Annotated in this window: 30 protein-coding genes; 17 read left to right on the top strand and 13 right to left on the bottom strand. The window is 55.6% G+C overall.

Annotation, left to right across the window (positions count from 1 at the left end):
• Positions 1-147 precede the first annotated feature (147 nt).
• Positions 148-1,065 (top strand): histone deacetylase, encoded by a 918-nt coding sequence (locus tag SYN7336_RS11675; RefSeq protein WP_017326125.1) that lies wholly within the window; start codon positions 148-150, stop codon positions 1,063-1,065.
• On the opposite strand, the gene SYN7336_RS11670 is transcribed toward SYN7336_RS11675, so the two are convergent.
• Positions 1,045-1,458, bottom strand: coding sequence for a S26 family signal peptidase (locus SYN7336_RS11670; RefSeq protein ID WP_227498646.1), 414 nt, complete (start codon positions 1,456-1,458; stop codon positions 1,045-1,047). The genes SYN7336_RS11675 and SYN7336_RS11670 overlap by 21 nt on opposite strands.
• Entirely contained in the window at positions 1,424-1,891 is a 468-nt protein-coding gene (gene sodN, locus SYN7336_RS11665) for a superoxide dismutase, Ni (RefSeq protein WP_369791874.1), read from the bottom strand. Before sodN ends, SYN7336_RS11670 begins: the two co-directional genes overlap by 35 nt.
• Positions 1,892-1,989: 98 nt before the next feature.
• Here sodN and SYN7336_RS32690 point away from each other — a divergent pair, with 98 nt between their 5' ends.
• From SYN7336_RS32690 to SYN7336_RS32685, 3 genes are all read left to right on the top strand, one after another.
• Positions 1,990-2,121 (top strand): hypothetical protein, encoded by a 132-nt coding sequence (locus tag SYN7336_RS32690; protein WP_255346716.1) that lies wholly within the window; start codon positions 1,990-1,992, stop codon positions 2,119-2,121.
• 43 nt (positions 2,122-2,164) lie between these two features.
• Positions 2,165-2,839 (top strand): hypothetical protein, encoded by a 675-nt coding sequence (locus SYN7336_RS11655; protein ID WP_017326121.1) that lies wholly within the window; start codon positions 2,165-2,167, stop codon positions 2,837-2,839.
• A gap of 344 nt (positions 2,840-3,183) precedes the next feature.
• The gene (locus tag SYN7336_RS32685; RefSeq protein ID WP_017326119.1) at positions 3,184-3,318 is read left to right on the top strand and encodes a hypothetical protein; all 135 of its coding nucleotides are present in this window, start codon (positions 3,184-3,186) and stop codon (positions 3,316-3,318) included.
• Here the strand turns inward: SYN7336_RS32685 and SYN7336_RS11640 are convergent.
• The 3 genes from SYN7336_RS11640 to SYN7336_RS27965 all read right to left on the bottom strand — a co-directional run bounded on the left by SYN7336_RS11640 (position 3,315) and on the right by SYN7336_RS27965 (position 4,697).
• Complete coding sequence (locus tag SYN7336_RS11640; RefSeq protein WP_017326118.1) at positions 3,315-3,581, bottom strand: BolA family protein; 267 nt, start codon at positions 3,579-3,581, stop codon at positions 3,315-3,317. The genes SYN7336_RS32685 and SYN7336_RS11640 overlap by 4 nt on opposite strands.
• Before the next feature lie 73 nt (positions 3,582-3,654).
• Positions 3,655-4,071 (bottom strand): DUF1818 family protein, encoded by a 417-nt coding sequence (locus SYN7336_RS25545; protein WP_017326117.1) that lies wholly within the window; start codon positions 4,069-4,071, stop codon positions 3,655-3,657.
• A gap of 11 nt (positions 4,072-4,082) precedes the next feature.
• Positions 4,083-4,697 carry a hypothetical protein gene (locus SYN7336_RS27965; protein ID WP_051039806.1) on the bottom strand — a complete coding sequence of 205 codons (615 nt, stop codon included), beginning with the start codon at positions 4,695-4,697 and terminating at the stop codon, positions 4,083-4,085.
• A gap of 404 nt (positions 4,698-5,101) precedes the next feature.
• On the opposite strand from SYN7336_RS27965, the gene psbD reads away from it, so the two are divergent.
• The 3 genes from psbD (at position 5,102) to SYN7336_RS25535 (ending at position 9,410) form a co-directional block, all read left to right on the top strand.
• Positions 5,102-6,160: a photosystem II D2 protein (photosystem q(a) protein) gene (gene psbD, locus SYN7336_RS11620; protein ID WP_017326114.1), complete on the top strand. Its 1,059-nt coding sequence runs from the start codon at positions 5,102-5,104 to the stop codon at positions 6,158-6,160.
• Positions 6,161-6,255: 95 nt separating this feature from the next.
• Entirely contained in the window at positions 6,256-7,632 is a 1,377-nt protein-coding gene (gene psbC / locus SYN7336_RS11615) for a photosystem II reaction center protein CP43 (protein ID WP_017326113.1), read from the top strand.
• A 257-nt stretch (positions 7,633-7,889) separates the two neighbouring features.
• Entirely contained in the window at positions 7,890-9,410 is a 1,521-nt protein-coding gene (locus SYN7336_RS25535) for a hypothetical protein (RefSeq protein WP_017326111.1), read from the top strand.
• A gap of 113 nt (positions 9,411-9,523) precedes the next feature.
• Here the strand turns inward: SYN7336_RS25535 and groL are convergent, their stop codons facing one another.
• The 4 genes from groL to dapA form a co-directional block, all read right to left on the bottom strand.
• A complete protein-coding gene (gene groL, locus SYN7336_RS11600) occupies positions 9,524-11,152 on the bottom strand; it encodes a chaperonin GroEL (protein ID WP_017326110.1) in 1,629 nt (542 codons plus the stop codon).
• Positions 11,153-11,245: 93 nt separating this feature from the next.
• Positions 11,246-11,557 carry a co-chaperone GroES gene (groES, locus tag SYN7336_RS11595; RefSeq protein ID WP_017326109.1) on the bottom strand — a complete coding sequence of 104 codons (312 nt, stop codon included), beginning with the start codon at positions 11,555-11,557 and terminating at the stop codon, positions 11,246-11,248.
• A gap of 341 nt (positions 11,558-11,898) precedes the next feature.
• Positions 11,899-13,740 carry a ribonuclease J gene (locus tag SYN7336_RS25530; protein ID WP_038025917.1) on the bottom strand — a complete coding sequence of 614 codons (1,842 nt, stop codon included), beginning with the start codon at positions 13,738-13,740 and terminating at the stop codon, positions 11,899-11,901.
• Positions 13,741-13,952: 212 nt separating this feature from the next.
• Complete coding sequence (gene dapA / locus SYN7336_RS11585) at positions 13,953-14,870, bottom strand: 4-hydroxy-tetrahydrodipicolinate synthase (protein WP_017326107.1); 918 nt, start codon at positions 14,868-14,870, stop codon at positions 13,953-13,955.
• A 456-nt stretch (positions 14,871-15,326) separates the two neighbouring features.
• Between dapA and SYN7336_RS11580 the strand changes: the two genes are divergently transcribed.
• Both SYN7336_RS11580 and SYN7336_RS30820 read left to right on the top strand, forming a co-directional pair.
• Positions 15,327-15,977: a pseudouridine synthase gene (locus tag SYN7336_RS11580; RefSeq protein WP_017326106.1), complete on the top strand. Its 651-nt coding sequence runs from the start codon at positions 15,327-15,329 to the stop codon at positions 15,975-15,977.
• A gap of 67 nt (positions 15,978-16,044) precedes the next feature.
• On the top strand, positions 16,045-16,215 hold the full coding sequence (locus SYN7336_RS30820; protein WP_017326105.1) for a hypothetical protein: 171 nt from the start codon (positions 16,045-16,047) through the stop codon (positions 16,213-16,215).
• On the opposite strand, the gene purF is transcribed toward SYN7336_RS30820, so the two are convergent.
• Positions 16,212-17,702 carry an amidophosphoribosyltransferase gene (gene purF / locus SYN7336_RS11570; RefSeq protein WP_017326104.1) on the bottom strand — a complete coding sequence of 497 codons (1,491 nt, stop codon included), beginning with the start codon at positions 17,700-17,702 and terminating at the stop codon, positions 16,212-16,214. The genes SYN7336_RS30820 and purF overlap by 4 nt on opposite strands.
• A gap of 292 nt (positions 17,703-17,994) precedes the next feature.
• Here purF and patD point away from each other — a divergent pair, with 292 nt between their 5' ends.
• Positions 17,995-18,333, top strand: coding sequence for a heterocyst frequency control protein PatD (patD, locus tag SYN7336_RS11565; RefSeq protein ID WP_017326103.1), 339 nt, complete (start codon positions 17,995-17,997; stop codon positions 18,331-18,333).
• A gap of 51 nt (positions 18,334-18,384) precedes the next feature.
• Here the strand turns inward: patD and SYN7336_RS11560 are convergent, their stop codons facing one another.
• Positions 18,385-19,851 (bottom strand): hypothetical protein, encoded by a 1,467-nt coding sequence (locus tag SYN7336_RS11560; protein WP_017326102.1) that lies wholly within the window; start codon positions 19,849-19,851, stop codon positions 18,385-18,387.
• A gap of 211 nt (positions 19,852-20,062) precedes the next feature.
• Here SYN7336_RS11560 and SYN7336_RS11555 point away from each other — a divergent pair, with 211 nt between their 5' ends.
• From SYN7336_RS11555 to SYN7336_RS11525, 7 genes are all read left to right on the top strand, one after another.
• Positions 20,063-20,941, top strand: a complete 879-nt coding sequence (locus SYN7336_RS11555) for a prohibitin family protein (RefSeq protein WP_017326101.1) — start codon at positions 20,063-20,065, stop codon at positions 20,939-20,941.
• A gap of 59 nt (positions 20,942-21,000) precedes the next feature.
• A complete protein-coding gene (locus SYN7336_RS11550; RefSeq protein ID WP_017326100.1) occupies positions 21,001-21,456 on the top strand; it encodes a GNAT family N-acetyltransferase in 456 nt (151 codons plus the stop codon).
• 26 nt (positions 21,457-21,482) lie between these two features.
• On the top strand, positions 21,483-22,034 hold the full coding sequence (locus tag SYN7336_RS11545; protein WP_017326099.1) for a Uma2 family endonuclease: 552 nt from the start codon (positions 21,483-21,485) through the stop codon (positions 22,032-22,034).
• A 72-nt stretch (positions 22,035-22,106) separates the two neighbouring features.
• Entirely contained in the window at positions 22,107-22,832 is a 726-nt protein-coding gene (gene rppA, locus SYN7336_RS11540; protein ID WP_017326098.1) for a two-component system response regulator RppA, read from the top strand.
• A gap of 166 nt (positions 22,833-22,998) precedes the next feature.
• On the top strand, positions 22,999-24,405 hold the full coding sequence (locus SYN7336_RS11535; protein ID WP_017326097.1) for a hypothetical protein: 1,407 nt from the start codon (positions 22,999-23,001) through the stop codon (positions 24,403-24,405).
• 26 nt (positions 24,406-24,431) lie between these two features.
• A complete protein-coding gene (locus SYN7336_RS11530) occupies positions 24,432-24,707 on the top strand; it encodes a DUF2188 domain-containing protein (protein ID WP_017326096.1) in 276 nt (91 codons plus the stop codon).
• A 14-nt stretch (positions 24,708-24,721) separates the two neighbouring features.
• Positions 24,722-25,336, top strand: a complete 615-nt coding sequence (locus SYN7336_RS11525) for a hypothetical protein (RefSeq protein ID WP_017326095.1) — start codon at positions 24,722-24,724, stop codon at positions 25,334-25,336.
• Positions 25,337-25,428: 92 nt separating this feature from the next.
• On the opposite strand, the gene SYN7336_RS11520 is transcribed toward SYN7336_RS11525, so the two are convergent.
• Positions 25,429-25,785 carry a nitrile hydratase accessory protein gene (locus SYN7336_RS11520; protein ID WP_017326094.1) on the bottom strand — a complete coding sequence of 119 codons (357 nt, stop codon included), beginning with the start codon at positions 25,783-25,785 and terminating at the stop codon, positions 25,429-25,431.
• 19 nt (positions 25,786-25,804) lie between these two features.
• Positions 25,805-26,434 carry a nitrile hydratase subunit alpha gene (gene nthA / locus SYN7336_RS11515; RefSeq protein ID WP_017326093.1) on the bottom strand — a complete coding sequence of 210 codons (630 nt, stop codon included), beginning with the start codon at positions 26,432-26,434 and terminating at the stop codon, positions 25,805-25,807.
• Positions 26,435-26,450 lie beyond the last annotated feature (16 nt).

Genomic DNA, 26,450 nt, shown 5'->3' with positions numbered 1-26,450 from the left:
TCAGACTGTTTCTCCCCTCTCCCTCGGGAGAGGGGTCGGGGGTGAGGGCAATGCAGAGCCATCGAATTCAGACCCAAGCAAAATAACCGCTTCGCCTCCTGTCCCAGGACGATAGTCCCGAACTTTGTAGAACTTAACCCCTGCGCCATGTTGCCCGTCTACTACACTGACACCTTCCTCGAACATCTCACCGGTCCCGATCACTACGAGCGCCCCGCCCGCCTCACCACGATCGTCCAAGCCTTGAAAACTGCCCCTTTCTGCGATCTACTCGAATGGCGGGAACCTCCGGCAGGCAGCCTCGCAGATATTGCCCGCGTCCACCCGCCCGCATACATCGAGACCGTCAAAACCCTAGCCGAATCCGGCGGCGGCATGCTCGACCCCGATACCCCCGTCTCTCCCAAGAGCTACGCAGCCGCTCTTCTGGCCGTCGGTGCCTGGATCGAAGGCACGCGCGCTGCCATCGCCACCAACCAACCGGCGTTTGTCCTCTGTCGTCCCCCCGGTCACCACGCCGAACCCAGCCAAGGAATGGGATTTTGTCTGTTTGCCAACGCGGCGATCGCCGCCCTGAATGCCCTGGACAGAGACGATATTCACCGAGTCGCCGTCTTTGACTGGGACGTTCACCACGGCAACGGCACCCAAGCAATTTTCTGGGACAATCCCAACACCGCCTACGCCTCCATCCACCAATCCCCCCTCTACCCCGGCACGGGCAAAGCCGAGGAAACCGGTGCCCACAACAATATCTGCAACGTTCCCATGCCTGCTGGGTCCACCTGGGCTGATTACAAGGTCGCTGTCGAAACTCGGATTGTGCCCTTCATCAAGAGCTTCAATCCCGACGTCTTATTGGTTAGTGCCGGATTTGACTGCGGTGAAGGAGATCCCCTCGCGGAAATCAAACTCCCCCCCTCTGCTTTTGGCGCAATGGCTGCCCTGTGTTTGGACGTTACCCCTCGCTGCATGTTCGGTTTAGAAGGCGGCTATTTACTGGAGAATCTCGAACGGGGATGGCTTAGCGTGACCGAAGCCTGCCTAAAACGAGTTCCCGTCTGACATCTGCGATCGCGATTCAATCCAGGCGATGGTCGGGAAATACTTCAAAATTGCCCGCCCCACAATGCGATCGGCCGAGATTGGGCCAAACTGACGACTGTCGGTACTCTCTGCAAGATTGTCCCCCAGCACGCAATACTCGCCAGCATCGAGGGGAATGGCGGTCCCCCAGCACATTCCCATTTGCCCGGGGAGCGCAGACACGCGCTTGAGATAATGGCGGCGATCGCCTCGAAACACGATGACATCCCCCAGGCGAACCCTGCGAGTTTTGAGCAGGAGAAGGCGATCGCCCTCAGCCAAAAGGGGCAGCATGCTGCCCCCCTTGACGACATATCTCGCGATCGGCCAGTTAGACTCAAGCAGCCTTTGTAGCGCGGAAGATATTGCCAATGTCAGTCACCATTGCCTTCAACGATTCAGCCGCCGCCACATCAATGCCGCGCTTGACGGTCGAGCACTGCTTGGTGGCCTTGAGAATCTTGTCGGTCAGATCGGAATACTTCGCAAAATGCTCGGGCTTGAAGTAATCCGTCCACAGGATGAGCAACTCCTTTTTGCACTTTTGGGCGTACTCTTCCTTCACGGCGGTCATGCGGCTGACGGTTTGGTCGTAAGCCACCTTGCCAGCCGCGTCGCCAGCCGCAGGCGGTTCCAGCGCTGATAGCTTCTCGTGCATTTTCAGCACCGTTTCAGCTGCCCAGAACATCGTGTCGGGCTCGTACACGCCACAGGGAATGTCGCAGTGGGCGCTGGTCACCGGTAAGGTGGACACATCTTCAAGCAGGTTTACAATCGCCTTCCAGCTCTTGGAAACAATACTCACGGGCAATACCCTCGCTTCGATAGGACTTTGGTTGAGTGAGTTGAGTGTTCGATTAAACTCAGACCGCTGCCCGCCCAATCTCCAAACCGATTGACGAGATGGGGAGAACAAGCGCTGTCACGATCGGCATTCTACCGCTCTCTCAGGAGAACAGCAATTTCACCGGTGGTTCCCAGCGATCCGCTGCGGTCCGCGCTCGGTTGCAAGCCTCCCGCACCGATGGCAGCTAGGCTGGGGAGAACGCCCGCCAGATTTCTTAACCTGCTCGAAGCCATGCGAGTTCCGCTGCCTGCCACCTCCGTACCGCGATCGCCCGAACACTTGGGCGAAGTGATTGAAACCAGCACCACCGAGTATGTCGCCCAATGCTTTGCCCCCGAGGATCTGAGCTTCCCCACTATGCCTGCTCTGGGCAGTTGGCTGCGTGCCTCAGATGAAGCAGCCCATAACGATATTTATGGCGTCGTCTGCCACACCACCACCTTGCCTATCGATACCGTCCATCGCACCCGCCCGTTAGGGCTGACGACCGAGCAACTGCAAGCGCAGCAGCCCCAAATCTTCGCTATGTTGCGCACCGAGTTTCGGGTGGTCGTGCTCGGCTTCGAACCCTCCGAACGGCGAGGCGGTTTGCTGCCCCCTTTTCAATATTTGCCCCCCCGTCCCCCTCAAATTCATCAGGGGGTGTTCCGCTGCGACGACATCGAGATTGCCCGTTTCTGTCGCAACACCGACTTTTTGCGCACTCTGCTGCAGGTTCAGAGGGCACCCACCGACGAGCTAATCGCCGCTGTATTGCGATGCAGTGCTGCTGCTTGTGCCGCAACTAGTCAGTCCGATCTCGCCCGCCGTCAATGGCTTTTAGGGGCCGGGCGATCGCTAGCCATTCTGCTGCGAGATGACTACGAGCGGCTCAAATCCATCTCGAGCAAGCTGCAAATCCATTAGAGTTCTGGTGGCGCAGAGCGATCGCCCCCGCTCGGCCTAGGCAAACCCTGAAGAATTGTGTCGGCATTGTGCCCTTGGATTGAAGAATTGTTGAGACTCTCCAGTACTGCTAGGTAACCGGTGATACGTTGAGCCAGTTCACTGCATGACTAGCTTTGCTTGCTGCACGAGCGATTGGCCAGTTGGCGAGCGACCCGTTGGCGAGCGACCCGTTGGCGAGCGATTGGCTGCGAGCGAGTCATGCTCGATCTCCCTTCAAAACTCTTGAATTTCACACATACACATTTTTACACATGTATAACAACACCGATCCTGGCAAAAACTCATCCTTCAAAAACCGCGTTATGTCTGCCAGTGTAGGCGCGGGCTTGGCAGGTGCCTACTCTGCCGCACGCGGCCATTCTTTGCCAAACTGTTTGCTTATTATGACGGCTGCTGTCGTGTTTACATTAGTGCTCGACGAGCTGGGCTGGGTCTAAGGGCCTTCGATTTGCACTCGCGTTTGCTGCCATTGCTGGGGCGAATAGGTTTTGAGCTGCAGAGCGTGAAGCTCGCCACTGTCGATGTACGCTTGCAGGGCACCGTATACCAAGCGATGCTGCTTAATCGTATTGAGGCCCGTGAAGCGATCGCTCACCACCTCTGCCTGAAAGTGATCGCCCGTACCAGTCAAATCCCCCACGTAAATCTTGGCGTCGGGAAATGTCTGGGCGAGAAGCTCTCGGACTTGTGCGGGGTTCATGGCTGACTATTTTGCTCGAACAACACCAACGCTAAGATAGACGACCCCTCGGGATTGGTCAAAAAGGAATTGCTCAAACAGAATCTGTCGACGTTGCTGCACTCTCCTCAAATAATTGCTCGACAGCAGCCACTAACGACGGTACAGCCTCACTCCGCCAAAATCCTTCTGCGCCCCTGCGGCGGTGTAGCTGCAAGTACAAATCCAACTGGGGGGGAATGCCTGTTGCAATCAAGGTCAACTCTTGAGTCTGTTGCTCGATCGTGACACTTTCTGCCTCCATCAATGTCTCTCGCGCAGCGGCGATCGCCATTTGAATCGCCCGCAATGCCCGACCCAATGCCTGCCATTCCGATTGCGTCAGTTCCAGCGCCCAAGTATCGGCTCCGACCAGAGCACAAAACTCCCCCCGCTGCGGCTGCCAACCCACGCGCCAACCTGCCCCCGAGAGGAAGGTCGTGTCGTGCAGTTGACTGAAGAATTGACTCACGCCCGCCCGCTCTACCGAGGTCTTAATAATTCAGCGCCACCGGGCTCCACCACTTCAAGGGTGCGAGTGGGCGAGCGCTCCTCCGCTGGGCCTTCATTCGACTCGTCCTCTATGGGAGTTGAGCCTGCTGAGGTATCAATTGCCGCTGTTGTAGCACCGGTTACCGCTAATTGGAGGGGATTGATAATATCGGGCGATTCGTAAATGTCCAAAATTGTGGCGAGCAGCCTGTTGCGATCTTGACGGCTCAACGCCTGAAAGCGATCGCGATCGCCGCTGAGAGGATTCGTCAAGAAGCTGTCGGCTCCAGGATATTGCGAGGCATACATAGGCACATTGGCACCTAAATAATCTGCAAAGGTCAAACGCCAATCAAACCGATTCGTTGGCAGCCGTCCCTGAGTGCGAATGTGGTACAAAAACAGCCGCTTGACCCAGGTACTCTCGGGGGCGGATCTGCCCGTCAAGCTGACATAGTTATTTTCTCGAGGCAGATCCGGCAGCCGCTCGTAGATGCGATCGACCATAAACGTCAGATCTCGCAGCCGCTGGGCAGTAGCTGGCAGAGTCAAAAGTGCGATCGTGCAGGCGATCGCGATCGACACTGCAGGTGTGAATTTCAACATTTTGCGCACTCTCGCAGGCATTGAAATCATCACAGCTCAAATCCGCTATCACAGCTTAAATCCCTTGCAGTTTCGGGCAGGTCCAGCCCACTGACTGACGCCATCCTATCGCGAGCTGCAGCTTTACATAAATTCATCTCTACTGTCGGGGAGATTGGTGACAATAATTGAGGAATACCTTAAGAAAACCAAGGTATCTGGACGCGCTATCCCGTACAGGCTCTCTAAAACCCGACCAAGATAAGTAAATCTACTCAATAAGTAAATCGCAGGGGGAAAAGCTTAGGGAAAAGTATTGCCTCTTGATATTTCGTAAGAATCCGGCTATTTATATAAATACCTTATAAGTCTTGCTTTATTGCATTCTTATCTTTTGTTTGACTTGAGCTAAGAGAGGAAATCTTATGACCATCGCAATGGGTCGCGGTCAAGTCAGCCGGGGCTGGTTCGACATCATGGACGACTGGCTCAAGCGTGACCGCTTCGTTTTCGTAGGCTGGTCCGGCTTGCTGCTTTTTCCCTGTGCGTTCCTGTCCATCGGCGGTTGGCTGACCGGTACAACGTTTGTAACTTCTTGGTACACCCACGGATTGGCGAGCTCCTATCTCGAAGGGGCGAACTTCCTGACGGTGGCCGTCTCCACCCCGGCTGAAAGCATGGGTCACTCCCTGCTGCTGCTGTGGGGTCCCGAAGCCCAAGGGGACTTCACCCGCTGGTGCCAAATCGGCGGTCTGTGGACCTTCGTCGCCTTGCACGGTGCTTTTGCCCTGATCGGCTTCATGCTGCGTCAGTTCGAGGTGGCTCGTTTGGTGGGGATTCGTCCCTATAACGCGATCGCCTTCTCCGCGCCGATTGCGGTGTTTGTGTCGGTGTTTTTGATGTACCCCTTGGGGCAAGCGGGCTGGTTTTTTGCCCCCAGCTTTGGGGTGGCGGCAATTTTCCGCTTCTTGCTGTTTTTGCAAGGGTTCCACAACTGGACGCTCAATCCCTTCCACATGATGGGGGTGGCCGGCGTGCTGGGGGGTGCGCTGCTGTGTGCCATTCACGGCGCGACGGTGGAGAACACCTTGTACGAAGATGAAGATTCGGCCAACACCTTCCGCGCCTTCGAGCCCACGCAGGCGGAAGAGACCTACTCGATGGTGACGGCGAACCGATTCTGGAGTCAGATTTTCGGGATTGCCTTTTCCAACAAGCGCTGGCTGCACTTTTTCATGCTGTTTGTGCCGGTGATGGGGTTGTGGATGGCGTCGATTGGCATTGTGGGTGTGGCCTTGAATCTGCGGGCATACGACTTTGTCAGCCAGGAGATTCGGGCGGCAGAAGACCCCGAGTTCGAGACGTTCTACACCAAGAACATCCTGCTCAATGAAGGGATTCGCGCTTGGATGGCTCCTCAGGACCAGCCTCAGCGCAACTATGTTTTCCCCGAAGAGGTTCTGCCTCGCGGTAACGCTCTGTAAGTAGAGCCCACCATCAGGGCAAGCCCCGACCGGGTTTGCCCTATTCTTAATTTAAGACTTGATTGTTTGTACTTCTTCCGTGGAGGTTCTCTCCTGTGACTGTCGCGTTTGACTCGGCGGCGTTGCGAGATCGTACCCAAGGCGGTTTCGCCTGGTGGTCCGGTAATGCACGCCTGATTAATCTCTCTGGCCGTTTGCTGGGGGCACACGTCGCCCATGCGGGTCTGATTGTGTTCTGGACGGGCGCAATGACCCTATTTGAAGTGGCTCACTTTGTGCCCAACAAGCCCATGTACGAACAGGGCGCCATTTTGATTCCCCACCTGGCATCTTTGGGTTGGGGCGTCGGCCCCGGCGGCGAAGTGGTGAGTGTCTTCCCCTACTTTGTTGTGGGTGTCTTGCACCTAGTTTCTTCTGCCGTTCTGGGTGTTGGCGGCATTTACCACGCTCTGCGCGGTCCCGAAACCCTCGAACAATATTCTTCCTTCTTCGGCTACGACTGGAAAGATAAGAACAAGATGACCACCATCATCGGCATTCACCTGATCCTGCTGGGATTGGGTGCCTTGTTGCTGGTGGCTAAGGCGATGTGGTTTGGCGGTCTCTACGACACCAATGCACCGGGTGGCGGTGACGTTCGCCTGATTACTAATCCAACTCTCGATCCGACGACGATCTTTGGCTATCTCGTCAAATCTCCGTTTGGTGGCGAAGGCTGGATTGTCAGCGTCAACAACCTAGAGGATGTAGTTGGCGGCCACATCTACATCGCCCTAATCTGTATCGGTGGTGGCGTCTGGCATATTTTGACCAAGCCTTTTGGTTGGGCCCGTCGTGCCTTTGTCTGGTCGGGTGAAGCCTATCTGTCCTACAGCTTGGCGGCTGTTTCTTTGATGAGCTTTATTTCTGTGTGCTTCGTGTGGTTTAACAACACTGTCTATCCCAGCGAGTTCTACGGTCCGACTGAACCCGAGGCATCTCAAGCTCAAGCCTTTACCTTCTTGGTCCGCGACCAACGTTTGGGGGCAAACATTTCTCAGGCTCAAGGCCCGACCGGTCTGGGTAAATATCTGATGCGCTCTCCCACAGGCGAAATCATCATGGGTGGCGAGACCATGCGCTTCTGGGACGTTGAAGCTCCTTGGTTAGAGCCCCTGCGCGGCCCCAATGGTTTGGATATCGGCAAGCTCAAGAATGACATTCAACCTTGGCAAGCTCGCCGTGCGGCAGAGTACATGACTCACCCTGCTATTGGTTCTCTGAACTCTGTGGGTGGCATTATTACCGAGATCAATACGGTGAACTACGTGAGCCCTCGATCTTGGCTGGCTGCGCATAACTTTATTCTGGGCTTCTTCTTCTTTGTCGGTCACCTGTGGCATGCCGGTCGTGCCCGCGCTGCTGTGGCTGGTTTTGAGAAAGGCATCGAGCGCGAGAGCGAACCCGCTTTGCGCATGAAGCAACTGCGTTAACGGCAGTCTGTTTCCAGGATCTAACGATCCAAACAAGCTCGATCGAAGCCCCCAAAGCTTTTTGGGGGCTTTTTTATCTGGCCGCTCTCAATCGCGATCGCGCAACTGCCTGCTTCCTCTGTTGCCATAGCGTAACTGCCTGCTTCCTCTGTTGCCATAGCGTAACTGCCTGCTTCCTCTGTTGCCATAGCGTAAAGGAAGTGAGGGGCACGGGCAGCATTAAAATAAGCAGCAGTGTGAGAGGTCGCAGAAAAACAGTGAGTCAAACTGGAGATCGGGTGCGGGGCAATCGTTTGAAAGCAAGGAACAACTTTCCGCCGCCGCTGCGGTTTTATCTATTTGTATTGCTGGCGATCGCCCATCTCGTGTTGGGGGTTGCCTATCTGTCTTGGCGCATCAGTCGCGGCATGTCGACCGATCGTGTTGTCTTTTCCTGGATCTTTTTAGCGGCAGAAGCTCTAACCCTGTTAGGGGCAATTGGGTTCAGCCTGAGCCAGCTAGGCTGGTTTCGCGCTCCCGATACCCTGTTTCCAGCGTTAGAGCGATCGCTGGCGGAGCTGCCCTATGTCGATATCTTTATCCTGCGGCAGAAGGAATCTGTGGAAGCCACTACCCAAACGGCTCGCGAGGCCACCCAGCTCGACTATCCCTGGCATCGACTGTTTGTCCGCATTGTCGACTGCGGGGCCGATCCTGCATTACAGCAGGGGGCCAGCTCGGTGCCCTGCGACTACATTGCCCACACTGGCGATCGCTCTACTGCGCTCGCATTCGTACTCGCAGAGAACTCCACCTTTGGGGACTACCTTTTGCTGTTAGAGCCCGGTCAAAGTCCAGATCGGCAATTACTGAAGCGATCGCTGCCCTACTTTTTCGACAGCATCGAACGTGCTCCCATCGCCAACAAGACAGGATTTGTGCAAACCCTATTGCGGCAAGCGAGCCAGCCTCGCGCGATCCACCCCCTCCAGCACCTAATTCCGATTGGGGAAACAGGGGGGGAGTCTGCACCGCTATTGGGCAGTGGCGCGATCTTCCGCCGCCGCGCTTTAGCTGAGTTACCTGCCATCGATCTGGACTATCCCGTTCGGTTGGGGACGGAATTACACATACGCGGTTGGAAATCCTATATTTGCCGCGCCAGTGGCGTTGTGGGAGGACTATTGCCGCTGCGGAATCGCTTAATGATGTTACTGGCGGTGTTACACTCGCTGCGATTGCTGCCTTGGTGGCAGGTGTCCGTGTCGCAGGCTCAGCGATTTCAGTATGTGTGGCTGGGGCTGTGGAGTGGTGGGGGCCTAGCAGCACTGCTGTACTTTTTCGTGCCCATCTGGTTTTTATGGACCGGTCAAACACCGGTTCCAGCCTTCGATCGCAGCTTCTTTGCCTGGTTTTTGCCCTATGCGATCGTCGGTCGGCTGGCGTGGCTGGCCTCCTTCAGTCCAGCTCGATGGCGATCGGCATGGCAAGCGGAGCGCCAGACAGGAGCGCAATTTTTTCAATCCATTCAAGCACTGGTTCTGTCTTTGAAAGGCACGCTGCCATTGGCTCGCAGGTCTTCTCAACTCTCGTTTGGACCGCAAGCACTAGTGATTCTGCTGACGATCGGCGCGATCGTCATCGGTATCGTCAAGTACTTTGTCAGTCAGGCACCAGAATCGACGATGTCGCTTGCCTTTGGCTTAGCCTGGGCTGGATATAATTTGGCATTATTGAGTGTGCCGCCCTCCGATTTTAGTCGTTCAATCCATACAGTTTCTGCCGAGCGGCATTCCTAAGCATAGGGGCACGCACGAATCGGAAAATTTCCAACCCAAAAAGCTCCCGGCCACTAACAGCCGGGAGTATGAAGGTTTAGCGAGATTGGCGAAAATGCCAACCATCGCGGGCTTTAGTAGTCGAAGTCGCCGCCCATGCCGCCAGCAGGAGCTGCTTGCTTGGGTTCGGGCTTGTCAACCACGATCGCTTCGGTAGTCAGAACCATGCCAGCGATGGAAGCTGCGTTCTGCAGTGCAGAACGGGTCACTTTCGCGGGATCGACAATACCGGCGTCGAACATGTTGGTGTAACGATTATCCTGAGCGTCGTAGCCGGTTTCAAAGTCCTTCTCCTTGACTCGCTCCAGGACAATCGCCCCATTTTGACCGGCGTTATCGGCAATGCGACGCAAGGGCGATCCCAGGGCGCGGACGACTAACATCGCACCGCTCAGCTCTTCACCCGACAGATTGGTATTGGCCCAATCCGTCAGATCGGGGGCTAAGTGAGCCAAAGTGGTGCCGCCGCCAGGTACGATGCCCTCTTCCACGGCTGCCTTGGTGGCATTGATGGCATCTTCCAGGCGCAGCTTGCGGTCTTTCATCTCGGTTTCAGTGGCAGCGCCGACCTTGACCACGGCAACTCCCCCCGCCAGTTTGGCCAAACGCTCCTGCAACTTCTCCTTGTCGTAGGAAGACTCGGTCTCCTCAGCTTGACGGTGGATCTGCTCGCAGCGAGCTTTCACAGCGGCTTCGTTGCCGTCAGCCACAATCGTGGTGTTGTCTTTGGTGACGGTGATGCGGCGCGCTGTACCGAATTGTTCCAGCTTGGCGCTTTCTAGCTTGAGGCCAGCATCTTCGGTGATGACCTGACCGCCAGTTAACACGGCGATGTCTTCCAGCATGGCCTTGCGGCGATCGCCGAAACCAGGGGCCTTGACGGCGCAGATGTTGAGCACGCCGCGCAGGCGATTGACCACCAAGGTGGCCAATGCTTCTTTCTCGATGTCCTCAGCAATAATCATCAGGGGCTTGCCAGCGCGAGCCACCTGTTCCAGCACGGGCACTAGATCCTGGACGAGGGTAATCTTCTTGTCGGTAATCAGGATATAGGGTTCTTCCAACACGGCTTCCATGCGCTCGGTGTCGGTGGCGAAGTAAGGAGAAACATAGCCCTTATCGAAGCGCATCCCCTCGGTGACTTCCAGTTCGGTGGTCATGGACTTGCCTTCTTCTAGGGAGATAACCCCCTCGCGGCCTACTTTGTCCATGGCCTCGGCAATCATCGCCCCCACTTCTTCATCGTTGCCAGCAGAGATCGTGGCCACTTGAGCGATCGCCTTGGAATCTTCCACTGAACGGGCGTGCTCGGCAATAAGGCCGACCAAGTAAGTGGTGGCCTTATCGATGCCGCGCTTGAGGGAAATGGGATTGCTGCCAGCCGCCACATTGCGCAGACCTTCTTTGACCATGGCCTGGGCTAGCACGGTTGCAGTGGTGGTGCCGTCACCAGCCGCATCGTTAGTTTTGGAAGCTGCTTGGCGAATGAGGGAAACGCCCGTATTTTCGATGTGGTCTTCCAGTTCGATTTCTTTGGCGATGGTGACGCCGTCGTTAATAATTTGAGGTGCGCCGAACTTCTTCTCCAGCACGACGTTGCGCCCTTTCGGACCGAGGGTAACCGCAACAGCCTCCGCCAGGACGTCGATCCCGGCTTCGAGGGCGCGGCGGGCGTCTTCGTTGAAAATAATCGATTTAGCCATGATGAGATGCCTCGAGTGACTCTAAGTGAACAGATTCAGTCGTGAAATGAGCGCGCTCGAATGCGCGAGGAGCAGAATGACTCCACGATCGCATTACTCCACAATCGCCAAGATGTCGCGTTCTGCCAGCAGCACGCACTCATCGTCGCCGAGTTTGACTTCGGTTCCGGCGTACTTGGAATAGAGCACCTTATCCCCCGTCTTGACATCGAGAGGCACGAGCTCGCCGCTGTCATTACGCTTACCGGGGCCAACTGCCACGATTTCCCCCACTTGGGGCTTCTCTTGGGCGGCGTCGGGCAAGTAAATGCCGCCAGTCGTCCTTTCATCCCGCTCTGCGATCTTGATGAAGACGCGATCGCCCAAGGGTTTGAGTGAAGATACATTCAGTGTGATTGTTGCCATAAGAATCCCCTTCGCGAGTAGTCACGAAGCTCGATATAGTGTGGTTTCTGCCAAATTAGAGAAGGGCAAGGAATACCTTTAGCACTCTCGCCCACCGAGTGCTAGTCTACCAGCGCTCAAATTTAGCTGACAAGACAACTGGCTTGGCGACTTTCCCCACAATGAGGTAGTAGTAACCGAACTCCTCTATGGGGAATGTTTTGTCTTTTGCCCATCAATTGCCCCAATCGCGACGGTCTTGAGGCTGAGAAGGTTGCGTAAAAGCACTCCAAGCTCCAGAAAGACAGAACTTGAAGTGCAATGTCTGAAAGGCGATCGAGGATCGCCCTAAGCAGTCACCGCTAAGCAGTTGCTGCTGCAGTCGAACGACGTTTGCGGCTGCGTCGACCATCGGCAGGAGTCACCGCTCCTTCCGGAGCAACGGCGGGAATTGCAGTCGCAGTTGTCTTGCCTTGGGCGGTTTCGCTATCTGCCGGTGTCTGCAGCATCAGCACCACCATGGGCCGGCCCTGCAACCGACTGCGGAGCATTTTCACCACAGACCGCTCGATCGCATTCTTCAGCCCAGCCCAATCCACATCATCGAGGCTGACCGCACCCGATGTGGGGATGCGGGCGAATTGGCCCCAAGCTGCCAATAACGTCTCTGCAATGGTTTGGCGAATCTGCTGCTCTAGCGTTTTACCGGCGGCGGCCACAGCCACGATGTTGATGCTGGGGGGGGCCTGCAGCTTGCCCGTTTCGGTCAAGCTGCAGGCGATCGCGATCAAACCATCGATCGCCACCTGCTGGCGCTCTTGCAAGACTTTGTCTTCTACGATGCCAGAGCGGCTTTGGTCCACTAGCTGCAATCCACAAGGAACTTTACCGACAGCGGCGATCGAATCGGGCGTCACTTCCACCACATCGCCGTTATCGATAATGACAATGTTTTCTTGGGGTACCCCCATCTTCATCGCGGTTTCAGCATGCTTGACCAACATGCGGTATTCGCCGTGGGTGGGTACAAAGAACTTCGGCTTGGTCAGAGCCAGCATCAGCTTCTGATCCTCCTGACAGCCGTGACCGGAGACGTGCAACCCTTTATCCTTGCCGTAAATCACGTGGGCTCCCTGAGCCACCAACTTATCGATAGTACGCACCACAGGGATCGTGTTGCCAGGAATGGGGTTGGCCGACCAGACCACCGTGTCGCCAGGACGGATGGAAAGTTGGCGGTGTTCTTTATTGGCAATTCGCGTCAGGGCAGAAAACGGCTCCCCTTGAGAACCGGTGGTCAGGATAACCACATTCTCGTCCGGCATTTTATCCACTACGTTCATGCGCTGCAGCGTGTCGTCTTTGCAGCGGATGTAACCCAAGCGACGAGCGTGATCGACCACATTCAGCATCGAGCGTCCCAACAAGGAGACAACTCGACCTTGGGCCTCCGCCTCCTGTAAAATCAGGTTGACGCGGTGAACTGACGAGGCAAAGGTGGTGATGATGATTCGACCTTTCGCCCCAGAAAAGGCCCGCGACAGACCGGCCCGTACAGCAGCTTCAGAAGGGGTGAAGCCGGGAACTTCGGCATTGGTGGAATCGCTGATCAAACACAGCACTCCCTTTTCGCCATGCTCGGCCAATCGCTGGATATCGAAAGTCTCGCCATCGACGGGGGTGTGATCGAACTTAAAGTCACCCGTTTGCACGATCACCCCAGCAGGAGTATGCAATGCCACGGTGTAGCTATCGGCAAAAGAGTGGGTGTTGCGAATGAACTCGGCAAAGAAATTCTGGCTCAAGGGGACTAAATCGCGAGGCTCGACCGTGCGCAATTCAGTGCGGTTGAGAACGCCCGCTTCCTTGAGCTTGCCCGCCAAAATCGCCAGCGCCAGCTTGGGGCCGTAAATGACGGGAATGTCGAATTCTTTGAGGTGATAGGCAATCCCGCCGATGTGATCTTCGTGGCCGTGGGTGACTACCATGCCGCGAATTTTGTCGCGATTTTGCTTCAGGTAAGTGACGTCAGGTAAGACGATATTCACCCCGTGCATATTGGCATCAGGGAAACTGAGGCCAGCGTCGAGCAAGACGATATCGTCTTCGCAACGAAAGACCCAGGTATTCTTACCAATCTCCTGTTCGCCCCCCAGGGGGATCATTTGAACGGGAGGAACTTGAGTCTTCGATTGGGTTGGCATATGGATGGTCCTTTGTAACTGAACAATGTGGTTGAAAGCTAGTAGGTTGCGCGGCCCCCTCAGAGGTGCGGGTTGGGGCCACCTCGCTGTAGCAGGTCGGGGCGGGCCTCAAAGGCGCGATCTCCGCAGGAGAAGTCGATTGTCTTGGCTACTCGCAGGCGCAACCGCGCAGATCGAGACGAGCAATAGATAGCTTGGCTGACTAGCCGGATTTAGCAGGAGGCATAGACGGGATCGGATGGGGTAGAGAGATCGAGTAAGTCGAGCTGTTGCAGAGTAGATTTTAAAGTTTCGAGCGAGGCAGGCGAAAGCGGGGCGAGAGGTAGGCGGACGGAACCAACATCCCATCCTTGCAATTGGAGCGCTGTTTTGACCGGTGTGGGGTTTGTCTCGACAAACAAATGCTCGAACAGAGGGAATAGGCGAAGGTGAGTTTTTAATGCAAGTTCGAGACGACCGGCGAAAAAATCTTGGATCATTTGCTGGAGCTGAGGTCCGATGAGGTGACTGGCGACACTCACGACTCCAGAAGCCCCTAGAGCTAACATCGGCAGCGTTAGGGAATCATCTCCAGAATAGATGGCAAACTCGGGGGGGGTGAGTTTCCGAATGGCACTGACGGTGTCCATGCTACCGCTGGCTTCTTTGATGCCAACCACTGTAGGTAGCTGGGCAAGCTTAGCAACCGTTTCTGGGTGTAATGAAACCCCAGACCGCCCAGGTATATTGTACAGCAGAACTGGCAGATCCGAACAGGCGGCGATCGCGCGAAAATGTTCGTACAGCCCTGTTTGCGTGGGTTTGTTGTAATAGGGAACCACTTGCAACGTACCGTCCAAATCGAGGGCGGCAGCTTGACGGGTGGCGGCGATCGCCTCTTCTGTGGAATTGGAACCAGTACCGGCAATCACTTTTGCGTTTCCGGCAACAGCCTGTTTCATGACTTTAAACAGTTCGAATTCCTCATCCCAAGTCAGGGTGGGAGACTCGCCAGTGGTTCCGCAGACCACCAGTGTATCGGTACCGTTGTCGGCTAGATACTTGGCTAGTCGCTCAGCTTCGGGAACATTGAGCTTCCCGGATGGGGTAAAAGGGCTGATCGTAGCTGTCAGGACTCTACCAAAGACCAAAACTATCGACTCCTATTCGTAGTACATTTGGGTCTGTTCGTACATTTGGGCCTAGGGTTAGCGCTATCGCATCACCGGCATCATAACTGTTCGAGCGCCGATCGAGGGAAACTTGCGTGACTGGCACTGCTTTATTGAGTGAGGCTGTATTGCTCGATCTCGCGACAACTCCAAATAGTGTTCGCAGGCATTCTCTTGCAGTGCTGGAGGGGGTTCGTTTTTGCTGTTTGTTCTCGGTGTTAATGTTTGTTTTTCAGATGAATGAAAGCTAGTTTACCTTTTTATGGCGTCAGCTTATCACCTCCATCGTCATCTGACTCGCCTCCAGAAGGAAATTTCTACGAATGGAGTCCCAGCTCTCCATACGCAAGACTCTTTCAACCATGGCCCGGGCAAACCCAAATCTTTGGAGCGGCGTGGCAATCGAGCGAGCTGCTAACATCCTACACTGGTTGAGTGCGGTATCTTCTGTTTTACAAGCCCTATGGCGTTCTGACCCAGTTCACCGATCGCGCAGCAGATCGACAGACTGGAGGAGAGAGACGTCTGACGCTCAAAGCCTTTATAGACGTTGCCAACGTCTATCCCGTGGGACGGCTCGATCGCGATAGCGAGGGGTTGCTGCTGCTGACGGATGATGGCGTGCTGGCATCGCGGTTGATTCAGCCTCGCTACGGCCACCAGCGCACCTATTGGGCGCAAGTGGAAGGAGTACCTACGGAGGAGGCGATCGCCCAACTGTGCCGAGGAGTGATAATTAAGGGATACCAGACCCGTCCAGCATTAGCTCGGGCGATCGAGGAGCCTCAATTACCGCCACGATCGAGCCCGATTCGGTATCGCAAATCGGTGCCCACCCAATGGCTTGAATTAGTGCTGACAGAGGGGCGCAATCGTCAGGTGCGCCGCATGACAGCGGCTGTAGGCTATCCGACGTTGCGTCTCGTGCGGGTGCAACTGGAGCAACTGACGCTCGCAGGCTTGAGACCGGGACAGTGGCGGGAGTTATCGAGATCGGAGATAGAGCAACTGCGACAGCGGGTAGGGGGGAAGATGCCCCGCAGGCGATCGCGACGCCAATCGCGATCGGTCGATTCCCATCGTTGAGGCGTAGAGTCCCATCGTTGAGGCGTAGAGAAGTGGCACGATATCACTGTGAGAATGGAGCGAAATCATGGATGAAAACGACTATCTCGATGAAGACTCTTGTCCGCTCAGACAGGAGTTGGAAGCAATCTATGTCGAACTAGCCAATGGCTGCTGCTCCTTAGAGGAGGACGAACTGGACCGGCTCGACGAACGCCGTCAAGAGTTGGAAGCCCTGTTGCAGCAAGAGGCTCGCTAAACTGTTTCCAGCATCAACTTCCGACGTTTGAGTGGATCGGGAACGGCAATCGGATAGTCGCCGGTAAAGCAAGCAGAGCAGAACGAATCGGGATCGCGTCCAGTTGCTGCCAGCATCCCTTCCCAACTCAGATACTCCAGCGAATCGACCCCAATGTGTTGCTCGATCTCCCGAACGGAGTAGTTAGCGGCGATCAAATGGTCTTGACTGTCGGTATCGATGCCGTAAAAGCAAGGATGGGTGACGGGGGGGCTGGAGATACGCATGTGAACTTCTCGCGCACCAGCATTCCGCAGAGCCTTGACGATTTTGCGACTGGTGGTGCCCCGCACAATTGAGTCGTCCACCAACACAATCCGCTGGCCCCTCAACACATCTTTGAGGGGATTGAGCTTCATGCGGATGCCCCGCTCTCGCATCGCCTGGGTGGGTTGGATGAAGGTGCGACCGACGTAATGGTTTTTGATCAGGCCATCCATGTAGGGGATGTGGAGTTCGTTGGCGTAGCCGATCGCCGCCGGACGTCCCGAATCGGGGACAGCGACCACAAAATCCACCTCTGCCGGAGCCTCGCGCGCTAGTAATTCTCCCAAGCGGGTGCGATAGGCATACAAACTTTCGTCGTGGACCTCGCTATCGGGACGGGCAAAGTAAATCATTTCAAACACGCACAGTTTTGGCGTCGCGGCTGCCAAACGATAGGAGGTGAGTCCTCCGTTGGCAATCCACACCAGTTCTCCTGGCTCTACCGATCGAACGAATTCGGCCCCAATAATATCTAGGGCACAAGTCTCGGAGGCAAGTACGTATTGGGGGCCAGCCACAGGTTGTCCCGCTTCTATATCGCCGTGGGGGAGCAGGCCGATGACCAACGGTCGCACTCCATAGGGATCGCGCACCCCCGCCAAGCCTGCTGGGGTACCGACGGTCAAGCTAAACGCCCCCTGGCAGCGTGCCAAAGCCTGGAGCATTCCATCTACCCAATCAGCACCCTCATCCACCGCCTGGGCAATAGCATGGGCAATACCTTCAGAGTCCGTACTCGACACCAAATTGCGCTTGTCTCGGATGAGCTCGTCCCGCAATTGACTGGCATTGACCAAATTGCCATTGTGGGCGATCGCCACCGAGCCCAGCCGCGTTTCCACCACCACCGGCTGCGCGTTCGCCTCTCGACTGGAGCCCGTGGTGGAATAGCGCGTATGGCCGATCGCCATTACCCCTTGCAGGCGCGAGAAGTGCAGTTCGTCAAACACCTGCGAGACTAAACCCATGCCCTTGTGGGTGTCGCAGTTGCCTCGTTCGTCAAAGACTGAAATCCCCGCCGATTCCTGGCCTCGATGTTGGAGCGCAAACAAGCCAAAATAGGTGAGCTTTGCCACTTCCTCCGCTGGGGCGAGGATACCGAAAACGCCGCAAGCCTCTTGGGGCTTATCGACCTCCATCTCCACATCGAGCCGCTCGGCACTGGTGGGGAGTGTATTCATGTTGAGGCTGTCCTCGCTGGGGTTAACTGGGGAGGCTAAATGAAATGTTAAATCCAGTTTAACGTGAGGATGTGGAGGGTTTTGAAAGGCTTTCTGAAAACTGGGGGATATAAAGTGATGGATCGCTGCCCTGGGATGAAACCAGGCTCCGACACTGTCAGGATAGCAGCTCGTCTCCCTTGTCTCGCTGACCGTCATACTGAAATGTACGGATAGCCCAACCCAACCGATCCCGTGCCTGTTTGGCTGTATTCTCAGATGCTCGCAACCCTGCCGATTCGCAACCCTGCCGATGCTGCCCGAATCCTCGCTCCGCGACTACCGGACTCTGCTTGCTGCCGTGGGCGCGATCGCCCAGGCGATCGCGGCTGGCGATGCTGACGAGGCTAAAGCCCAATATCAGCCATTGCCATCCCAATTTCAGATCTTATTAGCAGCAATGCCGCCGCCGCTACAACAGTCTCTCCAGCGTTACAACACCGAGATCTACAAAGAAATTCAACTCTTGGAGGCCGATTTAATGCGCTGGCAAATCGCCAAACAGGCAGCAACCCAGCAGGCCCGCTCGCAACAGATTCAGCAACGATGCGATCGCATCGCCAGTTACATCCGCGCCATTCTCGAGAGCTAGAGAGTTCGACCCATTGAAGGCCGTGCTGGCTTCGCTGGCCACAGCGATCCCTCACAACCCCAAAATCAGCTTGCCGATCAGGATTGCGCCCCCTACTAATATGCCCACCAGTCGGCGATTTCGCAGGAGCAGGCTCATCAAGCCCCCTAACTTTGATGGCTGGGAAGCAGAGGAAGTTGTCTGAGTATAGGAAGCGCTGGATGCTGCAGCCGGAACGCTTGCTCCTGCTAAGCTGTCGGGGGAATGATTGCGATTGGCAGAGCCTTCCCATAGAGTGCGGCGATTGCCCTTTGCCCCTGCCGTATATGCCATGACTGTGGGATCTTGGCGAGAGTCGGACCTACCCCTTGCTGCTAGAACTGAGACTTCGAACAGGGGAATCACGCTCTCGGGCCGATTGCAATACCGACTGAACCAAATGGCCGCCGAACGCAGTTTTTGCTCCTTGAGGGAGGCGAGTGACTGCAACCATTGTTGCTGCTCGAAAGGGAGGTCGTGCTTGGGAGTTTGGCTGGGGCTGCTGAAAAAAGCTTCTAAGACTGGCAACACAGTCCATTTAATCGGTTCGGGCCAATTGTGGAATGTTTGCAAGGATCGGATAATCTCTTCTGTCGGAGCGGGTAAATCGGCATTGAGCAGGCGACGATTGCCCACGAAGCAATAATTGGCCAGCCCGGTTTGGCTGTCGTCGTCAATGGGGGCGGAAGCTTGGGCTCGGGGAGGAGGGCTGGCGCTGCTGGAGGAAGCTCGGGGGGGAGGGCTGGCGGGGCTGTCACCACTTCCCCCCAGTGTTTCAATCGTGGCGTCAGGATGTTGGCAGTAGCGGGTGAACCAAATGGCGGCTGTGCGTTGTTTCTGCTCGTTTAATTGCTGCAACTCGCCAATCCAGTTTTGCAGGCCGGTGGCGAGGTCATGGGTATCGAGACGAGCGGGAGCGCGGAAAAAGCGTTCGAGCAGCTTGAGGGCTTCTTGCTTGCGCAGGCTGGGCCAGTTGTGAAACTGTACTACGGCACTGGCGATCGCCTCGGGAGGGGCCGGCAGATCCGCAGTCAACATTCTTTGACTGCGCACAAAACTGTATTGGGAGAGGTCTAGGTCGTCCTCGGCCAATAGGGTGGTAGAAGAAGATGCCATTGGGCTGGCTGCCGATAGGCGAGCGTTGCGACTGGGAGGCGAGACAACTTGAGTAGGGGCCGACGAGCGAGCAATGCGGGTGGGAGAGTAGCTAGAGGGGCTTGCGGAGAGGATAAGATGTTCGGACCAATCGGGCCGTTTTTGACCGGGGGCACGGCTGTACAAACTCAGGGTCTCGAGTTTGGGGGAGAGGACGGGAGCGATCGCCGATTGGATGGCTGGGGTCAGGGTCGAGTAATCGAGGGGCTCGCTAGAGGGGCGTGTTATTAGAATGTGGAGAGTGTTGGACTTCTGCCTAATTTTGAAACTTTCAATCGGCAAGCCTGTGGCCCGTTGAATCGCCGCAGCAATATCTCGTGCTTCGTTCAACTGCGTTCCGTCCATAGTCCCTCTCACTCCAGTCACTGCGCCAGACATCGTTCAGTATTCCCACTCAGCCCGATGGAGTTGGCGAAAGCGGTCAATAAAGCCGAGCTTGCATGACTGAGAAGCTGTTGAAACAGGAGTGAGTGGGAAGGGAAAACATCGAGCAAATGGACGAGCAAAGCTTCGCGGCTTGCATTAGGCTCTTAACAGAGTTGATGGAAACCGCTGCATGCGTCCTCCCTTTTCGCCCGGAAAAAATTTACCAACCCCACAGTTCAATCTGCTGCCTTGGCTGCTGGTGCTGCTAGCCGCGTTGGTGGTCATCCCCCGCTGCCTCCTGATCGTGCAACCCGGTTATGAAGCAGTGGTGTTCAATCGCTTGGTGGGCACCGAGATGGCCCCCCGCAGAGAAGGCATCCACATCCTGATTCCGGTGCTGCAATTTCCGGTACTCTACGACGTGCGCACCCAAACTTACAACATGACCTCCCAAAGTGAGGAGCGCAGCATGCGGGTAGCCGATTCCCTTGCGGCTCTGACTGCTGACGGGCAGCGGGTGGATCTGGATATATCGGTGCGCTACCGCATTAATCCCGAACGCGTCGCCGTGCTGCATCAAGCCGTCGGTCCCGACTATTTGAATAAAATCATCCGCCCAGCCTCGCAGGCAGTGGTGCGTAACGTGATTGCGCGCTTTTCGGCCATTGGGGTGTATTCCGGGCAGCGGGCCGAGATTCAAGACCAAATCCAGGCGGAGTTAGCAGGGTTGATGGCGGATGAGGGCCTGTTACTGCAGAGTTTGCTGTTGCGCAATGTAGAATTCTCCCGCGAGTTTCAATCGGCGATCGAGGCGAAGCAGATTGCGGAACAGGAGAAACAGCGAGAGGTCTATCGAGTGGAGCAGGCCAAGCTGATTGCCCAGCGGGTCATCGTCAAGGCGGAAGGGGAAGCCCAATCGATTCGGCTTAAGGGAGAGGCGCTCCAGAAAAACCCCGACGTAATTCAGTTGGAGTACGTGCGCAATCTGCCGGATGGTGTCAAGACGGTGGTAAGCGACCAAAATACCATTCTGAATTTTGGCGATTTCCTACAAGATTCAACTCGCTAGAGGGGCGATCGCCTCAGCCACGCCACTGACACTTTTAGGGACAGGATTGGGGAGAACGCTTGACGTTGGGACAGCCGCTGTTTCGGGTGACTCGTAGTTTAGACGAGACGATCGCTGTTTTGGCAGTGAGGGCGATCGTGTTTATCGAGGAGCAAAACTGCCCCTATGAGATTGAAGTGGACGGTCGAGATTGGTCGTCCACTCATATCTTGGGGGAAATCGATGCAGAGCCGTTTGCGGCAGGACGGATTCGGTTTTTCAGCCATTACGCCAAGTTAGAGCGCTTGGCGATTCGCAAAGCGTATCGCGGGCGAGGATATGGCTCTCAACTCTTGGAGTTTATGATGTCAGTAGCTCGCGATCGCAGTTTTCCCAGCCTAAAACTGCACGCACAGGTGCAGACAACAGAGTTTTATCGCAAGCACGGTTTTGTGGCACGAGGGGAAGTCTTTCGAGAAGCCAATATCGACCACCTGTTGATGGTCTGCGGCCAGTTGGCGGACGATGGGGAGTAGGCGGGCGATCGAATGCGAGAAAAAACATGGTATTGGAACTGCCGACTGTGACCGTAGACGACTACCACCGCAGGATTGATGCGGGAGCTTTTGTCGATCGCCGGGTCGAATTACTGCAGGGCCAGATCGTAGACATGCCTCCCGAAAGACCGATTCATGCATCTACATATCGAAAAGCCTTGAGGTATTTGCAGCAATTGCTAGGAGAGCGCGCTGAAGTCTTACCTGCAACCCCGATCGACCTGAGCGAAACAGATTCAGAGCCAGAGCCCGACTTGACAATTGCGCAGTCCCCTTTGGAACGCTACGACGATCGCCATCCAACCCCTGCGGACATCTATTGGGTGGTGGAGATTTCTAATACAACGCTCGAATACGATCTGGAGCAGAAGGCACGAACGTATGCCCGGGCTCAGTTGAGAGAATACTGGGTGGCTGACGTGCAGGCCAAAGTATTGTGGGTTCACCGCCAACCTTCAGCAGGTCGATACCGCAGTAAAACGTCCTTACAAGCAGGGATCGTTGTACCCCTGGCTTTTCCAGATCTCGAAGTTTCAGTGAAGCAGTTGCTAAGCTGACTTGTGGCAGTGCGGCGTTATTGTGAGTTTGTCGAGCAAGCTGGAGGGTAGAAACCCCTTCGATTCGAAGACATGCGAATTCTGCTGGTGGATGACGAAGTGGAATTAACCGACTCGCTGGCACAGTTATTTGCCCGCGAAGGGTATGAAGTGGATGTGGCCTACGACGGTCGAGGGGCTCTGGCATTGCTCGAAACCCATTCCTCCGTCACCGATTCGCCCTACGACCTGATTGTGCTCGATTGGATGTTGCCCCATCACTCGGGCTTGGAGTTGTGTCAGCGCGTGCGGACGGCGTGCGGAGCGACTCCCGTGCTGTTTCTGACCGCAAAGGATACCCTCGACGATCGCGTCGAAGGGCTGGATGCCGGAGCGGATGACTATTTAGTCAAGCCCTTCGAATTGCGGGAGTTGATGGCGCGGGTGAGGGCACAACTGCGGCGATCGCAGTCCTCTCCAACTACAGTTCCAACCCCGCAGCGATTGCAGGTGGAGGATCTGGAGCTCGATCGCGACAATCGCATGGCGTACCGACAAGGCAAAGCGATCGCCCTGTCTGAAAAGGAATTTCAACTGCTGGACTATTTCATGACTCATCCCGGTCAACTGCTCGGTCGCGAGCAGATCTATCGGCATTTATGGCCGGATGAGGAGAAACCGAGTAGTAATGTGTTGGCTGCTCAAGTGAAGTTATTGCGGCGCAAGCTTGAAGGGCAGAAAAAGCGATCGCGCCCTCTAATCCAGTCGGTGTATGGCAAAGGCTATCGGTTTGGCTCTCAACCTGCCGCGTCTGAATAAACCGCCACCGACAGCCGGATTTCACTAGATGTAGACCGGGCATCCAGGGTCAGGGCAACCCTTCAACTTGGCGAAGCAATAGCCAGCACCGAGTCACGAGGTTTCAGTCTTCCCTTGACGTTGCTCGGAAGCTTGGAACAATGGCCTTAGCGCGCAACTGCAGATAATGCGGATCGTCCGTAAAACCAAACCCGGTCAGCCTCTTCTCCCCGCAGGGGAGTCTGTCGCAGGCGACGAAGCTCTCTTCAATCAGTGGTATGATTCTCAGCTTCGAGGCGAGCGCACGTTCCGATTGGATGCCCAGATTGCCGAAGTTCTCAAGCGGCTGCGCGATCGCCATTTGTGGATCGCCTGCGACTGCCAGGGGGAAGCCGATCGCCAACCGCTGCTCTGCCCCATTCAGCTAGACAGTTGGGGAAGCCGTTATTCCTTTCGACGCATTCGATCGCAATTTCCCCACCATCCCACCTGCATTTTTCATATTCCCGACCGACTGGAAGATCGGTTTGCCTTCGATCGCACTAGGCCAGAATCCTCTCTCCCAAACTCTCGCTCAGCCTCGCAAGTGGGCCATGCCCTCAGACCTTTAGCTTCAAGCACCAGCTTTGTGCTCGATCTGACCGATCGAGCGCCCGAGGCTCGCCCGGTCAGCCAACAGCCCACCCAACTGGCCATCCAAACGGATCGCCGTCGTTCCCATCGCTGGCCCAAGCTGGCCCGCATGCTGTTTACGCTCTTAGAAGAAGCTCAGCTCAATGTCATTCGTCCCGGCTGGTGGCGGCGATCGAATTATCCCCAGCAGCAGTACCGCCGCCTGCAGCGCACCAAACGCCACATCATCAATCGCATTCCCCTGCGACACTATTTGACAACGGAGCCCGAGGCGATCGCGGCAGGATGCCAGCGATTGGAAGCACTTCTGTCTCGGGGCGGGGGCGACTGGCCGCCGCACGTCAAACCCCAAGCTTGGTTTGTGGGCCTTGCCAGTCAAGTGGATATCGAGCGTCGCCAGCTCTATTTTGTGGGGAAACCCGACTCGATCGCGATTGAAGAGCCCCCCATTTGCTTTGCTCCCCCTCATTCCCACCGCTCGGCCCCCTACTGGGCGATCGCCCAGCTTGGCGAAAGCAAACTCGCACCGGGACAGTATGTCTTGCGGCAGGCGTATACCCATCCCGTTTACAGCACTTCCCTGCTGGTGCCGGTGGATAGCGATGCCGAGCGGCAAACCCTGGCGCTGTTACTGGAGTTGCAGAGATTGGTTTGTCGGCAGGGTATCCCTCTGACCGTTACCAAACCCTTGCACGATTTTGCGTCGAGTGAGGGGGAGCCTTACCGACCGGATTTTGTCCTCTATCGCGATCGCCTCGACCGCAAAGGACAGCACAACATTGTGGTGGAAACGATGGGATTTGACAACTCGGCGTATCTAGCACGCAAAGATAGAACTCACCCTCGCATGGCGGAATTGGGCGAAGTGATTCCCTTGGATTGGAGCCAGCCTCTCACCCCCAGACGGAAACGCGCGTTTCAACAGGCCCTGACCCAGGCGATCGAGCGAATATTTCAGTAATCTCGCATCCTCGCCAAACTATAGTTATGCGCTACAATAAGCGACACACCGTGAAGCATCCAAGGGCATCGACCGTGAGCAAGACTGGAAGACACGTAGTTCCTAGCCTGAAGGGCGGTTGGGCCGTACGGAAATCGGGTGCTGAGCGGGCCACACGCGTCTTCGACACCCAGAAGGCCGCGGAAAAATTCGCGCGAGACCTTGCTAAGAAGGAACACGCAGAGCTGTACATCCACCGTAAGGATGGAACTATCCGCCAAAGAGATAGCTACGGCCAGGATCCCCATCCGCCGCGGGGCTAAGGGCGCTGGAGTGAATGACATTTGAACGTAACGTATTCGTCAATTGTCCATTCGACGATAAATTTCGGCCACTCCTTCGCCCACTACTATTCACAATCTATTATCTTGGCTTCACGCCGCGAATTGCGCTGGAGCGCCTAAATTCTGCTGAAGTTCGTATTGAGAAAATCATCGGACTCATTGAAGAATCGAAGTATTCAATTCACGACCTGTCCAGGTTAAAAGCTGAAACAGCGGGAGAGTTCTACCGGCTCAACATGCCGTTTGAACTTGGCATAGATTTCGGGTGCCGACGCTTCAAGGGTGGGGAATCGTCGGAAAAGAAATGTCTGATACTTGAGGCGGAGCGCCACCGCTACCAGGCCGCACTTTCTGACGTTTCTGGTTCAGACATCGAAGTCCATGAAAATGAGCCAGAAGAAATTGTCGCTGTAGTCCGAAACTGGCTGAATCACGAAGCCAATTTGGCAGCCGATGGCCCCGCGGCAATATGGGGCGCGTTTACCGACTTCATGGCTGACAACTATGATGAGCTGACGGCCCGAGGGTTCTCTCCACGGAATATCGAGCGGCTATCGATCGCTGAATTGATGCGCTTCATGGAGCAGTGGGTTGAGGCACGCGCATAACAAACGCTGCTGAGCTCAGGTGATAGCTTGTTTCGATAATATTCGCGTCAGGAATCCCCTAATGGGCTGATGGGCCGTGCGTCGGAGTCCTCCTATTCCTCGTGGATAGGCTCGCAGGCTAACAGGATTGCGACCTTCTCCTCAAGTTCTGCCCGATCGATCGCGCCCGACTCCAACGCTAACTTCTCTAGGACCGCATACCAGCGTTGGTAGTAATCCCAAGTTGGATCGTCCAAGTCATGGTCTGACTCCCACTCGCGAATCGTGTCGATCAGATTCTGACGAAACTCTTCCCATTCGTAATAGCCCTTTTTAGAGAGGGCGATCGCCAGGGCAAATGCAACTTGTTCCCAACTGCGATTAAAGGCAAGCTGGCCATTCTCGCGGGGTAGAGCTTCCTCAGAACCCATCAGGCTAGAAGCCGCAAAGTGTTCGAATTGAGTAAACATAATGCAACCAACACAATCACTAGGGAGCCTTTACCTTCGCCACACCCATCATGGACTCCGGCGTTACCAGAGCAGCCAGTTCCTCTTCCCTCATATGCTCTGTGCCCGCAGGTCGTTCGGGCAAGACCCACCAGCGGATTTGTCCGCTGCTATCCCACACTCGAATCTGCACTGAGTCATCCAAATCGAGGCCAAACTCTTTGAGCACGGCTCTGGGTTCGCGGGCCGCTCTCGCTCGAAAGGTTGGGTCTTTATACCAGTATGGAGGGAGCCCTAGGGTGGGCCAAGGGTAGCAAGAACATAGCGTACAGTTAATTAAGTTATGCACCGAAGGGGTATTCTCAGCCACCCGCATGTGTTCGCCTTCTGCTCCAGACATACCGGTTGGAAGGTCGAGCTCTGCACAAACAGCATTGCAATCTTCAATTAAGCGCTGCTTAAACTCTGGATCGACCCAGGCTCGGGCAACCAGTTTTGCTCCATTGAACGGCCCCATCTGGGAATCGAAGTATTGCAAAACTTTATTGACCGTTTCGCCGCCGATGATACCTTTCTCAATCAAAAGAGCTTCCAATGCTCTAACTTTTGCAGCACTTTTAAGCTCGCGATTAGTATCGTAGCTAAAACGCTCATCTCCTGGAATAGACATTGGCAAGCTTCCCTCT

Source organism: Synechococcus sp. PCC 7336 (assembly GCF_000332275.1).
GTDB lineage: Bacteria > Cyanobacteriota > Cyanobacteriia > Thermostichales > PCC-7336 > PCC-7336.
Note: the sequence above shows the minus strand (reverse complement) of the source record. Positions and strands in the feature narration are given on the sequence as shown.

Coding starts and splice junctions, on each gene's coding strand:
- SYN7336_RS11675 (WP_017326125.1), top strand. CDS start 148: ATGTTGCCCGTCTACTACACTGACACCTTCCTCGAACATCTCACCGGT.
- SYN7336_RS32690 (WP_255346716.1), top strand. CDS start 1,990: ATGGGGAGAACAAGCGCTGTCACGATCGGCATTCTACCGCTCTCTCAG.
- SYN7336_RS11655 (WP_017326121.1), top strand. CDS start 2,165: ATGCGAGTTCCGCTGCCTGCCACCTCCGTACCGCGATCGCCCGAACAC.
- SYN7336_RS32685 (WP_017326119.1), top strand. CDS start 3,184: ATGTCTGCCAGTGTAGGCGCGGGCTTGGCAGGTGCCTACTCTGCCGCA.
- SYN7336_RS11640 (WP_017326118.1), bottom strand. CDS start 3,581: ATGAACCCCGCACAAGTCCGAGAGCTTCTCGCCCAGACATTTCCCGAC.
- SYN7336_RS27965 (WP_051039806.1), bottom strand. CDS start 4,697: ATGTTGAAATTCACACCTGCAGTGTCGATCGCGATCGCCTGCACGATC.
- psbD (WP_017326114.1), top strand. CDS start 5,102: ATGACCATCGCAATGGGTCGCGGTCAAGTCAGCCGGGGCTGGTTCGAC.
- groL (WP_017326110.1), bottom strand. CDS start 11,152: ATGGCTAAATCGATTATTTTCAACGAAGACGCCCGCCGCGCCCTCGAA.
- groES (WP_017326109.1), bottom strand. CDS start 11,557: ATGGCAACAATCACACTGAATGTATCTTCACTCAAACCCTTGGGCGAT.
- SYN7336_RS25530 (WP_038025917.1), bottom strand. CDS start 13,740: ATGCCAACCCAATCGAAGACTCAAGTTCCTCCCGTTCAAATGATCCCC.
- SYN7336_RS30820 (WP_017326105.1), top strand. CDS start 16,045: ATGGATGAAAACGACTATCTCGATGAAGACTCTTGTCCGCTCAGACAG.
- purF (WP_017326104.1), bottom strand. CDS start 17,702: ATGAATACACTCCCCACCAGTGCCGAGCGGCTCGATGTGGAGATGGAG.
- patD (WP_017326103.1), top strand. CDS start 17,995: ATGCTGCCCGAATCCTCGCTCCGCGACTACCGGACTCTGCTTGCTGCC.
- SYN7336_RS11560 (WP_017326102.1), bottom strand. CDS start 19,851: ATGGACGGAACGCAGTTGAACGAAGCACGAGATATTGCTGCGGCGATT.
- SYN7336_RS11555 (WP_017326101.1), top strand. CDS start 20,063: ATGCGTCCTCCCTTTTCGCCCGGAAAAAATTTACCAACCCCACAGTTC.
- SYN7336_RS11545 (WP_017326099.1), top strand. CDS start 21,483: ATGGTATTGGAACTGCCGACTGTGACCGTAGACGACTACCACCGCAGG.
- rppA (WP_017326098.1), top strand. CDS start 22,107: ATGCGAATTCTGCTGGTGGATGACGAAGTGGAATTAACCGACTCGCTG.
- SYN7336_RS11535 (WP_017326097.1), top strand. CDS start 22,999: ATGCGGATCGTCCGTAAAACCAAACCCGGTCAGCCTCTTCTCCCCGCA.
- SYN7336_RS11530 (WP_017326096.1), top strand. CDS start 24,432: ATGCGCTACAATAAGCGACACACCGTGAAGCATCCAAGGGCATCGACC.
- SYN7336_RS11525 (WP_017326095.1), top strand. CDS start 24,722: ATGACATTTGAACGTAACGTATTCGTCAATTGTCCATTCGACGATAAA.
- SYN7336_RS11520 (WP_017326094.1), bottom strand. CDS start 25,785: ATGTTTACTCAATTCGAACACTTTGCGGCTTCTAGCCTGATGGGTTCT.
- nthA (WP_017326093.1), bottom strand. CDS start 26,434: ATGTCTATTCCAGGAGATGAGCGTTTTAGCTACGATACTAATCGCGAG.